This is a genomic window from Desulfurococcaceae archaeon, assembly GCA_038845865.1.
Lineage (GTDB): Archaea > Thermoproteota > Thermoprotei_A > Sulfolobales > Desulfurococcaceae > UBA285.
The window spans coordinates 77689-90055 of record JAWBQJ010000004.1 but is presented as its reverse complement, the minus strand read 5'-3'; the positions used below and the strand labels follow the sequence as shown (position 1 = coordinate 90055).

Sequence of the window (12367 nt, the reverse complement as noted above, 5' to 3'; positions counted from 1 at the left end):
TCGTGCATGCAGTACCTCGACATCCTCTACGGGCTGGTACCTCCATTTCTCGTTTCCTTGGCTTTCATAACGCCGCTACTCGGCTTGTTCGTGAAGAGCAGGAAATTCTTCATGCTCTACGCGATCGTGGTGGTAGCTACGGCGACCGTTATCGCTGGAATCATAGCGCGAAACATCTTCACCGGCGTAGACGTGGCTCTCTACCCGTTCGGCGGCTGGCCTCCTCCCATAGGCATTGCTTACATAGTGGACAAGCTTAGCGCCTCCTTGGCACTTCTAGCGTCTATCATAGTACTCCTATCCGTTGTGGCGTCTACAAGCTACTTGGAGAACTACAAGCCTTCAACTCTATCTTACATTTACACGGCCGTACTGGGCTTTACGGCGGGCGTTATGGGGGTTTTCTACACCGGGGACATCTTTAATCTTTTCGTGATGATGGAGGTGATGTGCATATCCCTCTACGTGCTGGTGGCATTCCACAGGACGCGGGCAGAAGCCGTGGAGGCCGCGATAAAGTACTCCCTAGTTAGCATCGTGGCGCTCGTACTGTACTTCTTCTCGACTCTACTAATATATGGAAGCTACCAGACGCTTAACATGGCGGACTTAGCCATAAAGTCGAGGCCTTCAGAGTTCGGCTACTACCAGTCCGCGCTACTTAGTGGCGGCTACTTCGCAGATATACGCGTCGCCACGGCCATAGCCATGGCTATTATTATCTGGGTATTCACGTTAGAGTCAGCGCTGTTTCCAAACCACTTCTGGCTACCTGACGCGATAAGCGAGGCCCCCACACCCGTATCGGCCGTGCTACCGGTGGCGGAAATGGCGTCAACGTACGTTGTTATACGCTACCTCTTCACCATATTCGGACCGGACTCCATACTCGCGGAGAACGGCGTTAGGTCAACCGTCTTGTACGTGCTACTAGCTCTGGGCGTAGTTGCCTCCATTGTCGGGGGGGTCATGATGGCTTTGCAGAGAGACGCGAAGAGGTTACTGGGTTACAGCTCTATAAGCCACGTGGGCTTCATCTACATGGCGCTGGGATTAACGGCGTTCTCACAGGAGGGCAGGTTGCCGTTGATGGCGGCAATATTCCACATGGTTAACTACGTGGTGACAAGTTCGATGTTGTTCTTGGCAGTAGGGGCCTTGGAGAAGGCCTCTGGTAGCCGCGACATTGATGCCCTTGCAGGTGTGGGGAGGTACATGCCCGTGGCTGGCACGAGCGTGGTCTTGGGCGTCTTAAACCTGGTAGGGCTACCACCCCTCGGCGGGTTCTTCAGCAAGTTAATGATATACCAGGCAGCACTAGAGGTTTCGCAGCCAGTAATAGCGCTAATGGTCATATTAGCGACGGCCATAAGCGTCATGGGCTACGCGAAGCTTTTACTCATGGTCTTCGGTACCGGCGTTAAGGGTTTAAATGTAAAGGAGGACATGAGGTTCTCGCTACCGGGCCTACTGCTCGCGGTCATTCTAGTTCTCCTGGGTACCCTACTGCCCGTGGGGCTTTACGAGTACCTGGAAGACGTCTGCTCGGCCATGTATGGCTACAAGAAGTACATAGAGGTGTTTCTGGCTTACATGGCCAGTCTTCTAGGCAGGTGAACGGGCATGGTCGTGACGTGTAATTTAGACATAGTAGGGTTAAGCCTGATCCTAACGGGGGCCACGATCCTCGTTGCGCTGATCACGGTGGCCATAGTCGTGGTGGCTAGACGTGGTAGGATGTCGACCGAAGGCGCTGAGATGTACATTGGCGGTGAAGGCGAAGAAGTACTGAGGCGCAAGATACCCAGCGTTCTCGCACTTTACTGGGGCATCGTGCGGAAGGCGTGGAGAAGGGCCTTTGAAACGCTTAGAGACTCCGTTCACACGGGCGTCCTCAATGACTGGTACGGGTACATGAGTATGTGGCTCGGGCTGGTGCTGCTCATAGCGTTAATAGCGCTGATCGTTTACGTGGTTTGGTGAGGCCCTTGGTGAGCGAGCTCCTCTACACTATATTCGCGGTGCTGGTATTTCCAGGACTTGTATTTTCAGCCACGCTAGCGCTCTTCGGTGAATGGTTTTACAGAAAGGCCACGGCTAGGATGCAGAATAGAATGGGGCCGTCGTATACAGGCCCTCTAGGGCTACTCCAGCCGCTGGCGGATCTGCTAAAGCTGCTTCTAGCCAAGGAAGTTAAAAAGCAGAAATACTCGTCAACACTACTGGCAGAAGTAGGCTTGGGAATATCAATAGCGTCCGTCATAGCCTCAATGCTATTGTTGCCAATATCGCCGGTAAGGCTATCTGCTCCCTACGATGTCATCGTCTTAGTATACCTCTACGCGGTGTGGCACTTCACCGGGATATTACTAGCAGTCTTAGCCTACCCCAACCCCTTCGTCATCGCCGGCTTGTCGAGGCTAATAGCGTTAACGGTGGTGGTGGAACCAGTAGTGTTCGGCTCGATCCTGGTACCGATGGTGGTACTAACGCCTCACTGCGATCTCCCATACTCCGTCACGTGTGCAGCTACGAACTCGTGGAGGGCTTGGTTAGCCTCTCCCCTGTCGTTCGCGTCGATGGCTCTAGCCTTGCTATCGATGATAGTGGCCACGCAGGCTAAGCTAGGCCTCAAGCCCTTCGACATACCCGAAGCAGAGCAAGAGCTTATAGCGGGTCACATGACCGAGTTCTCGGGGAGCGTGTTGGCTTTATACAATCTCTCACATGACGTTAAATTCGCGTTTTCTGCCATCCTGATAACGTACGTGTTCATCGGAGGGCCCTACCCCTACAGGCACTTGAGCTTCGAGGGGGCCGCGCTACTGATAGTTAAGTTCCTCGTAGTGCTGTTCGTACTGACGTGGGTCAGGGCCTCGTATGGCCGTAGGAGAATAGAGCAGGGAATAGCCTTGGTGATGAAGTACGGCCTGTTACCCTCGATAATAGCTCTGATCCTCGCTTTCACGCACGCAGCCCTCTTCGGCTAGTCTAATGCGCCGAGGAGCACCGTTTACACCGGGAAGATCCGAGCTCGTTGGCGGCGTTCGCTTCGTTCCTAAAGCCACGTACCTAAGACCTAGCTCCTCCCGCTTTAAACTTCAGAATACCGGCTACCCCGTTGAAAGTTCTACTGAACCACTCCCCTTCAGGGAGGTCTTTACCTATAACTACGACTTTTACCCCGACTCTAGAGGCGGCTTCAAGCCACTGACTTAAGTCCTCTCTTGTTTCACCTAGTAGTAGTGTTTTTAGTAGTCCTTGCTCTAGCGCCAGCTTCACCTCCTCCTCACCGTAAACTACTAGCCCGTCATCTTTTGCCAGGTGGTACTTAAACTCCTCCAGGTACTTCATGGAGTCAGCGTACTCGTACTCCTCGAGGATGTCCCCCGCCTTGGAAATAAGTTCTCTCAACCCGACCTCTCCCTGGTAAGATACGTCGACGAGCTGGGAGGCGGTGATCTGCAGGAGCCTGTAATCTAGGTAGTTTCCGTGAACGAAGTCGTGCTTAGCGTATCCGGGGCCTCCAATGACTATTAACTTGAGCTTGCCCTGCTCGAGTAGTGGCAGGAATACGCTATTAGCGCGTTCACCAACTTTCTTGTAGAACTCCTCGACCATCTGCTCTATTATCCTGTCAAACCTCCTCTGGCTCTGACCACCTTTGTGGTGTTTACCGGGAATGTAGGCCTCAAGCTCCTCGACCACCTCTAACTTGTTACCTTTAAGCAAGCCTATTGTCGCCGCGTCCCTTTCCACGATCAGCAACCCGGCTACACTGCTCTCAGAGACCATTTCCTCGAGAAACTCCGTGTGGAAGTACTTATCTGTCCTGTAGAAGAATATGGGGACCTTTTCGGGCGGTACGAGCATCAGTACTATCGTTTCACCGGTGTCGGGGTTCATGCCGGCGAAGAGGACTAGCCCTGTTTCGGGCGTCTTTGGTACTTTACTCAACCTATCGTATGCGACGTTTAAGGCCCACTCTACGGCATTTCTAGTTCTTTTCAGCTTTATGTTGTCAGCTACGGATATTTCCTGCCTGAGCAGGGCTAAGACGTCGCTTATGGGCCTTCCCGGCGGTATGTACAGGCTTAACAGTACAGTTGCGTGAGCTTTCCACTTTGCGAGCTCCTTTATGATTTCGCGTAGCATTTGCTTATCTACTTTTAACTTTTCCAACTGCTCTTCATTATAGCTAAAAGCTCATAACCCGGCCCCTTCTATAAGAGCTATCCGTGAATATAGTGATACGCGCCTAGTACCCTAATAAACGTGTTGAGGTATTAAGCGTTGAACGAGGTAGGCTTAAGGGGGCTCGCGAGGAGGCTCGCGGCAACCACGATCATCTTTGTAACGGTGCTCCTAGCGTACTCGACCCTGATGAACGTCCGTGCTCTAAATGTCACGGTCTGCGGCGTACTGCTCTCCGCGGCATTACTACTAGCCGGGTGGTTTGTTTCCGCCATCAGGTTGAAGCTCCTGTTCCGGGCATTTAAGCCCGGGTTAAGGTGTTCGCTTGGAGTGTGCGTTAAGGCCCGATTCGCTGGTGATGTCTTGGCGAAGATGACGCCATCTTCCATTGGCGGCGAACCTGCGAGAGCATACTACATCTCCACGAGGACTGGTTTGAGTTTCCTTGAAGCTTACGCGCTCGCAATTTACGAGGTGTACTTCGACGTGATCTTGACGTGCGCGATGGGCGCTGCAGTGAGCTTAAACTACATGCCACTCGGCTTACCAGTGCTGATCACGTCGGTGTCTGCAGGCGCTCTCTGGATCGTCGTGTTCAGTAGCCTTGACAAGATCACGGGCTTCTTGTGCAGGAGAATTTTTGGTAGTAAGCGCGTGAAGGGGTCGCTAGTCGGTAAATACCTCGACAAGCTGGTGTACCCCCTTACCCGGTTTAAAGGGCATTATACCGAGGTATCGTCAAGGGTGACCACTAAGCTGAAAGCCTTGACCTGGGCACTGACATTTCTCGTGCACACCTTGTGGTCGGTTTCACTAATACCTCTCATACCGTGTAGCGAGGTTGCCCATTCCGGCGTTATGGGGCTTCTATGGAGATCCGTGTCCGCCTACTACTTGATGCAGTCTATTAGCATCCTACCGACCCCGGGTGGTAGTGGGGTTGCCGAGTACGGCCTATCACTAGCGCTTCCAGCGGATACCGTAGTAGCTTACCGCGTGCTGTACTTCTTTGTGCCGGTATTGATAGGGCTACTCGTACTACTAAAGAGACCTAAGAATATACGTGACGAAGCCGGTGAACATGCTTAATACGGCCTACTACGGGCTACGCTGTCTTTGTGGCCTTTGGACCGGCCTTAAGCGCCTTCTTCGGCCTGAGGGTGCCCTTGGATTTACACCTCCTACACTTAGTCGCGCCTGGAGGGTTCAGCGCGCCACAACGCCTACACACGTACCTATTCAGCACTCTCGCCGAAACTATTTTCAGTAGCTCCGGATCAGTTATTGGCACGATATCACCCCGTTTACTGTGGCTTCGAGCGCTTCCCTACACCGTAGTGTCAAATACAGACAGGGACTTAAAAACCCTCCTCCCCGCTACAACTCTAAGCCCGCGTCACGAAGCCTTTCCACTATGACTTCCCTCTCGTCTTCCGGGTAGTGGGATGCCGCGTACTCCACTAGCTTTGTGTTCAGTCCACGCTCCTTTAAGTGAGCCACGTACCGCTTAAGCCTGTCTAGGTCTACTCCCTGCCTCGCCTTGAGCACTAGGTAGTACTCGGGCTTCAGCGCTCTCACTCTTACACCCCTAACCCTGTACTCCTGGGCATCTTCCAGTATTTCGAGGGGTACGTCTATGTCCATGTAGTTTTCGTAAAGCTCCACGATGAGGTTTCCCTCCCTCAAGGGCACCACCAGCGCGGGAGCCCCAATCTCCGTAGTGGTCAAGTCCCACCCCTTTCTCTCGGCTAGCTGGTAGTAGAAGTCCCTTTCCGCGATGGGGCTCGGGTCTACGACGAAAAGGTCTAGATCCCCTTCCAGCTCCGTGTACCCGAGCGCTAACTGCACACACGTGTTACCGATGACCACCGCATTCACCCCCTCTTCGACCAGTTCCCTGTAAACCTCTACGAGCTCCTCCATGCTGTACTTCATGCACGCACCCGATATGTTATTGGGGCCAGGGAGAATAATAAATTGAAGTAGGCGTTTTTAGAGTGGTGGTCGCGATTTTCAGCGTTGAGAGGGCAATGAAACTACAGTTGTTGCTTTCACGCAGAGTGCTCGAAGAGCTGGATGCCTTTCCACCACTGGATTTCAGTAAGATCCGCTACGTTGGGGCATTCGACTCCTCGTACGCGCGTAGTACTCAGTGTGCTGTCATCGTTGTATACGACCTCGCGAACTCGAGAGTAGTTGAAAAGGCATACTCGGCGGTAAGGGTACACGTACCGTACATACCCGGGCTCTTGGCGTTTAGGGAAGTGCCGGGTTACATGAGGGTTTTAAGAAAAATAGTCACGGTGCCTGACGTGGTCTTAGTAGACGGTCACGGGCTATCCCATCCACGGGCATTCGGAATAGCAACTCACATGGGCCTAGTGCTCGGGAAGCCCAGCATAGGGGTGGCTAAAAGCCACCTGTACGGAGAAATCATTGAGAGGGGAGGCCGAAAACTCATACACGCTCACGGGAAGCCCGTAGGCGAAGTACTGGAACACGAAGGAGCCCTACTCTACGTTAGCGTAGGCTACAGGGTGAGGCTGGAAGACGCAGTCAAGCTCGTGAAAAGCCTACTCACTGAGAAGAAGAGACTACCAATACCTCTGCAAATAGCTGACGAGTATACAAAAGTAATTAAAGCAAAGTACCGTTAAGTAGTACAGGGCCCGTCGCCTAGCCAGGATAGGGCGCCGGCCTGCGGAGCCGGAGGACCCGGGTTCAAATCCCGGCGGGCCCGTGAACATTACTCACTCGTATGCTATTCACATAGTGTAGTGGTAAGTATTGTTTAAGTTTATCTAATGAAATAGCCTGGTGAACTATTAATTTGCTTTCCACTTATCTACTGCGTTTTGATAAGTAGTATACGTATATAGCTAGAATCATCAATACGATTAAAAACGTAATCAATGCGAGCCTTATTTCGAGATGTATTGCTCTTAAAATAACCAATGTTGATATCAACACCAGTATTGATGCCAGAGAGGACCTGGCGACACGTGGATTTAATGCATATACATGCTCTATATGCGTTATAGAGCTCGTTATTAGTAGCCAGGAGCCATAGAATAGTATGAATATAGCTATCGAGAGTGCAACTGGGTAGACATATGTCAGGGCTACCCCAATCACTAGGCATATAGTAAACACTATGAAGTCGTGTATAAATCTTATCTTTAACACCATGAAACTACACCATAATCTCTTTTAATACATTATAATCAATACTGCTTAAAGGAGTTAGTGGTATAGAGGGCTTGAAACCTCCTTTATCTAGCATACAACCCACATATATAATATCCTCTTTTGCCTGTGTTGTTGATAGTTTTATCTTACCATGATACCTGGCTCCGATGTATTCAAGGTACTTATCAATCATGCTTTCAGCTATTACATGTGATATTAATGGTAGGACTGTGTTCTTACCGAGGTAGTCTTCTCTAGTGTTTTCAAGGAGACTACTTATTGATTCTAGTTTGTCAGTTTCTTTCTCCAGGTTTACTAATCTACCCGTGTATAGTCCGAATACGTCGCTTATAGCTGGTAGAGTTGGGAATGCAGCGGAGATCAATAGATCTATCCTCGATCCATGCCCTTTCTTGAAAAGTAACCCAGATGTATAAGTTATACTTACGCCCACAACGTAGAATGGGAGGTATGTATCTCCCTCTCCGAGCACTTTGACTCTGGCTCTTCTAAATCTTGACAAGATAGTTTTCTTGCAGTGGGTAATAACCTCTACTGCGTCTTTTAATGGTCTATTATGGTCTTTAACGCTGCGAGTTATGTATGTAAGTATTTTCTTTATTATTGGAGCTGGGGTTAGCGGATCTAGTCCATTCTCGAAGTATATATTGGATATTTCAATAATGTTCTTTACTAAGTTGATAAGGTCTCTCTCGATCTCTAGTGCACCTTGGTATTTGGGCTTGGATGCTGCCTCCTTCATGTTTAATAGCTCGTTTACTTGTGAGAGTGCCAACCCGATTAAGCTATGCGATGCCTGTGTGTTTTTATTATATAGTTCGCTTAATGCTGTGTATGTGGACTTCGCGATTTTCAACCTTGCTACTAGGGTTTTATCCTCGGTGTTTTCTAGGTATCGTAATGCTTCATCAATGTTCTTCGCGCTCTCGGTGTATTTCTCTTCGTTGGCGTCTATTAATGCATTGCATATGTAAGCGGATACGGTGAGATATCGATGTGTATCACTAATGAATGATTTATCTTCGTCGCTTATAGCTAGTTCTGATACACTTTCTATTTTAATAGACTCTTCGAATAGTGATTTTGGCTCTTTGCATGCTTGGCTGTATATGGGGTTGAGCGCTATGAAGGGCTTGTGTATTGTCTCTATGTATGTTGTCTTAGCATTTACACTTATTGGGATTAGTCTTGGTTTTACATATCCTTGGAATAGATGATGTCTTGCAACGGGGTCCGCTATCGTGGATAGAGATGTATATTGTGGTAGTATCTGGGAGATCCACTTGGATATCTCTCTTTTTAATTGTTCCATGTATGTTGTTGAGTCATATATGCGATTTATGAAGCCACAGTAGTCGCATTTTATAAAGGACTCTCCTTGTTTTAGTTGTGGTAGTGGTGCCCCGCAATTAGTGCATCTAAGCTTCTCTACTACGATTGTCACTGTGTTCTACCTTTTGAACATTATGGTTGTTCTTAGTGATGAGATAGATGACTCTATGCTTGTTATTCGTGTTTGTAGCATGTTTATCTGAGCTTGTAATTGACTTATTATTGCAAGGAGTCTTTGTTCAAGTTCTCTTAGTGCTTTCATTGCTTCTTGATAGTAGTGTCTCGCTATTTTATCGCTTAAGTTATATATGACACCATAGCACGCACTACACGTTGCTATTTTTCCATGCTCAGATATCAGTATTCCAGGGGCGTCACCGCTGTATTTCTCAACGATGTACTTTGTGAGAAAGCTATCAAGGTATATGAAGTTCACGTCCTCGCCTTGTATAGCTCTACCACATATCCAGCACTTTGTTGCCTTGCCTAGTTTCTCTATCTTTGTCATCACGTTGCTTGCTATTTTATCAGCTGCTTGTTGGAAGTATACTAGTGCCTCCGCGTATAGCTCTATGCTTTTGTTTAGATCTTCTTTTTCAATGTGAGTGGCTTCTATTAGCTTTGAGTATCCTAGTAGTCTCAAGGCAATTATATTCATTGGCTCCTTAATGTTGAATATGTCTTCTAGTATTAGTCTTTTGCTTCCTTTTGATAATAGGTACTCTCCGACTTCTCTTATTCTCCTCGCTTCTTCGAGGTTGATACTTGATGCGTTCTCGAGCTCTATGCTTGGTATAGATGAGAGTAAGCTGAGGATCTTGAAGTCTTCTACCAGTTCACCTACTTTTACTGGTCTTGGTAGTGCTAGGTCGAGCTCGATGTCTCCTGGTAGACTTGCTAGGTATTCAAAGGTATTTTTAAGTATATCGGTGCTTTTGTATTGTATAGCGTTGTATATTAACATGTATGCATACGCTATTCTTGCTTTCTCGCGTAGGCTTGGGTCACTGGAGCTATTTGCTATTTTATATGCGTTCGCGAAGTGCTCTATTGCTTTCTCGATCTTATTTTTATTTCTATTGTCAAATGCTTTTCTCATCTCCTCTTCAAATCTCTCTGTCTCGTTTTTCCATATTTTCCACGCCATTTTCTTAGTTCACCTATTTCCTCGTGAACTCCTCGAGGATCTTCTTTCTCATTGCCTCGTATTCTTCTTGTGTTATTAATCCATCATCTAGGAGTTTTTTGAGTTCTCGTAGTTTGTCAGCTATGCTTGTTGATGGTTGCTGTGGCTGTGTTGGCTGTGGTTGCGGGGGTGGTTGTTGAGGCGGTGCTGGTTGTATTGGTTGTAGTAGTCCTGGCATTGCTATTAATGCTCCTAGTATCCCCGCTCCTGGTGCTTTTCCAAGGGCTCTCAGGCTCTCAACCGTTCTAATGATCTCAAGTGCCTTGTCCTCATCTCCTTTCTGTATTGCTAGGAGTAGTGGTAGTCCATATGTTGGGTCTTCTTTCTCCATTTTCTCTAGTTGTGGTAGTGATATTCCTGATACTCGTATATCTATTAGCTCTATTCCTCTGCTTTTGAAGGCATCGTATAGTATTCCCGTTTTTATCTTTGATACTACTTCGCCTAGTCTTGAGTAGACATCTATAGCTGTGTAGTTGCTGAGTTGTTCTATTAGGTTTTGAACCATGTATCCTCTCAGGAACTCTGTTACGCTCTGTGTATCTATTCTTTGCACTGCTCCAGCTATTTGTGTTAGGAATAACACTGGGTCTGCTATTCTAAACCAGTATTCTCCATATGCTTGTAGCTCTGTCATGTATAATGTTCTTGGACCTAGCTTAACTCTCGTTGATAATCCAAATCTCCCTCTGAATTGCTTTAGTGAGACGTAGACTATGTTTGCTTTGAATGGTGTTTCCCCGTATCCCATTACTAGGTTGTATGCTCTTGTTAATAGTGGTATATTCTGTGTTGTAATCATGTGTCTACCGGGTGGGAGGACATCGTATACTTTTCCATCACGCATGAATACTGCTACTTCGTACTCTTTCACTACTATTATGCTACCCCATCTGATATCTTCGTATGGGTATACCCATAGTATGTCATCTGGTCCTGGGTTAACCCATTCTATTACATTTGTTTTCTTGCTCATTGTCTTACACCTGTGCTTGTGATTATGTTGTCTCTTTCTGCCAGCTTTGACTTGTATCTCTCTAATACTTGCTTTGATGTCTTCTCCACGCGTTGTTTTCTCTCTAAGTGTCTCGGTTGCTTTTACTAGTTTATCAATTATTTCGCTGAGGGAGAGGTCGTGTTCTAGTAGTTTTGATAAGTCTTTTTCATCTACTTTGACTACGTAGAATAGTGGTTTGTACCCGTGTGGAGCGTGTTTTGTTCTAGTTGCTATTGTATCTATGCTGTAGACTAGTCTCTCTATCTCGAGGGCATCGGTGATTTTGTTTCTCGATGAGAGGTCAACTTGGATATCTCTAAGTATGTTAATGATGTTCTTTAGTCTCCGGTATAGTTGCTCTCGGACTATTTTATCGGTTTCTCTTATTAGCTCTTTTTCCTTGTATCCACGGTACCCAGGAAAGATCATAAGTAGTTTCTCGTATAGTTTCAACTCGGGTTTAGTCTCGGTCATGTTCAACTCCGTTTCCACGAGTCTCAGTGTTTAATAATGTTGACTATGAATATTAATAAAGTTTTTGCAGCAATAGGGTTTCTCGGGCTGGTTTTCTCTCTGTCTTGAAGGGGCGAGGCTTTCGGGCTACTACCCCTGTAGGCCTACTCATCGAGGTAATAACTATGTGAGGAGGATTGAGACTATTCACATCTCGAATACTGTGGTCTCGTGGACATTTCACCGAGGAAAGAAGATAGGGCTGTTGTATAAAACAAGAATCCATTAAAAAGAATTCAGTTCCCGGGAAAGGCAGGGAAGATCATTTGTAAAACCACTATTGGAGGCCATGATCATACTCTATTTACTCTCAGCCGTCTTATTCCTATACGGAGTTATGCGTGGATCAAGAGTATTTGACCGAGTACTAGCTATTGATACACTGAGCTATGATCTAGCGGTATTCATGGCTATGATATCACTATCAAGTAGGCATATCCTCGCAGTATGCATGATCCCAATAGCACTATGGGCATACACACTTTAGACATCTACATCTCATGGTACACTACGAGAGGGATAAAAAGTGATTACGGGTATCAACATACTCACAGAGATACTAAAAACAACCGGTATAATCCTAACTAGGATTAGGAGGAGTATTCGAAATAGTAGGTATATTAAAACTACAATATTTCTACCTAAGAGCACATGCTGCAACAATCACAATAGTAGGTGGAACAATAACGCCACTAATAGGTATCACTAATTTCAATAGCAGAACACGGCCTCAACGGATTATACCTACAACAATATGCATAATAATAGCACTAAGTACTAATAACAGCTCCAACCTCTAGCTCACATAAGACAACTAGTAGCGACAATCCTACACAACACATACAACCCATTAAATAAGCATCAATACTAAGTGTCTCAAAACAATCCTACAAGAGAGACAGAGAAAACATGGGCTTAGTAGCTAGGTTCTCCAC

13 protein-coding genes and 1 tRNA gene are annotated in these 12367 nt (G+C 47.2%); 7 read left to right on the top strand and 7 right to left on the bottom strand.

Going from position 1 to position 12367, the window contains the following annotated elements:
• Positions 1-6 precede the first annotated feature (6 nt).
• The 3 genes from QXU03_05835 to QXU03_05825 are packed head-to-tail and all read left to right on the top strand — an operon-like array spanning position 7 to position 2990.
• Positions 7-1617 (top strand): proton-conducting transporter membrane subunit, encoded by a 1611-nt coding sequence (locus tag QXU03_05835; GenBank protein ID MEM2171252.1) that lies wholly within the window; start codon positions 7-9, stop codon positions 1615-1617.
• A 6-nt stretch (positions 1618-1623) separates the two neighbouring features.
• Positions 1624-1983, top strand: coding sequence for a hypothetical protein (locus QXU03_05830; GenBank protein MEM2171251.1), 360 nt, complete (start codon positions 1624-1626; stop codon positions 1981-1983).
• 8 nt (positions 1984-1991) lie between these two features.
• On the top strand, positions 1992-2990 hold the full coding sequence (locus QXU03_05825; GenBank protein MEM2171250.1) for a complex I subunit 1 family protein: 999 nt from the start codon (positions 1992-1994) through the stop codon (positions 2988-2990).
• Positions 2991-3072: 82 nt separating this feature from the next.
• On the opposite strand, the gene prf1 is transcribed toward QXU03_05825, so the two are convergent.
• Complete coding sequence (gene prf1, locus QXU03_05820) at positions 3073-4155, bottom strand: peptide chain release factor aRF-1 (GenBank protein MEM2171249.1); 1083 nt, start codon at positions 4153-4155, stop codon at positions 3073-3075.
• 138 nt (positions 4156-4293) lie between these two features.
• Here prf1 and QXU03_05815 point away from each other — a divergent pair, with 138 nt between their 5' ends.
• Positions 4294-5283 (top strand): lysylphosphatidylglycerol synthase domain-containing protein, encoded by a 990-nt coding sequence (locus tag QXU03_05815; protein MEM2171248.1) that lies wholly within the window; start codon positions 4294-4296, stop codon positions 5281-5283.
• 16 nt (positions 5284-5299) lie between these two features.
• Here the strand turns inward: QXU03_05815 and QXU03_05810 are convergent, their stop codons facing one another.
• Positions 5300-5485 carry a 50S ribosomal protein L40e gene (locus QXU03_05810; GenBank protein MEM2171247.1) on the bottom strand — a complete coding sequence of 62 codons (186 nt, stop codon included), beginning with the start codon at positions 5483-5485 and terminating at the stop codon, positions 5300-5302.
• A gap of 86 nt (positions 5486-5571) precedes the next feature.
• Complete coding sequence (locus tag QXU03_05805) at positions 5572-6129, bottom strand: nucleotidyltransferase (GenBank protein MEM2171246.1); 558 nt, start codon at positions 6127-6129, stop codon at positions 5572-5574.
• Between the two features lie 62 nt (positions 6130-6191).
• Here QXU03_05805 and QXU03_05800 point away from each other — a divergent pair, with 62 nt between their 5' ends.
• Together QXU03_05800 and QXU03_05795 are read left to right on the top strand one after the other, a co-directional pair.
• A complete protein-coding gene (locus QXU03_05800; protein MEM2171245.1) occupies positions 6192-6851 on the top strand; it encodes an endonuclease V in 660 nt (219 codons plus the stop codon).
• A gap of 8 nt (positions 6852-6859) precedes the next feature.
• Positions 6860-6934 (top strand) — tRNA-Arg (locus tag QXU03_05795).
• A 101-nt stretch (positions 6935-7035) separates the two neighbouring features.
• Here the strand turns inward: QXU03_05795 and QXU03_05790 are convergent.
• The 4 genes from QXU03_05790 to QXU03_05775 are packed head-to-tail and all read right to left on the bottom strand — an operon-like array spanning position 7036 to position 11411.
• On the bottom strand, positions 7036-7383 hold the full coding sequence (locus tag QXU03_05790) for a hypothetical protein (GenBank protein MEM2171244.1): 348 nt from the start codon (positions 7381-7383) through the stop codon (positions 7036-7038).
• Positions 7384-7387: 4 nt separating this feature from the next.
• On the bottom strand, positions 7388-8848 hold the full coding sequence (locus QXU03_05785; protein MEM2171243.1) for a hypothetical protein: 1461 nt from the start codon (positions 8846-8848) through the stop codon (positions 7388-7390).
• 6 nt (positions 8849-8854) lie between these two features.
• Positions 8855-9883, bottom strand: a complete 1029-nt coding sequence (locus QXU03_05780) for a hypothetical protein (GenBank protein ID MEM2171242.1) — start codon at positions 9881-9883, stop codon at positions 8855-8857.
• Between the two features lie 13 nt (positions 9884-9896).
• Positions 9897-11411, bottom strand: coding sequence for an SPFH domain-containing protein (locus QXU03_05775; protein MEM2171241.1), 1515 nt, complete (start codon positions 11409-11411; stop codon positions 9897-9899).
• A gap of 310 nt (positions 11412-11721) precedes the next feature.
• Between QXU03_05775 and QXU03_05770 the strand changes: the two genes are divergently transcribed.
• Positions 11722-11919 (top strand): pH regulation protein F, encoded by a 198-nt coding sequence (locus QXU03_05770; GenBank protein MEM2171240.1) that lies wholly within the window; start codon positions 11722-11724, stop codon positions 11917-11919.
• The last annotated feature ends 448 nt before the right edge of the window (positions 11920-12367 follow it).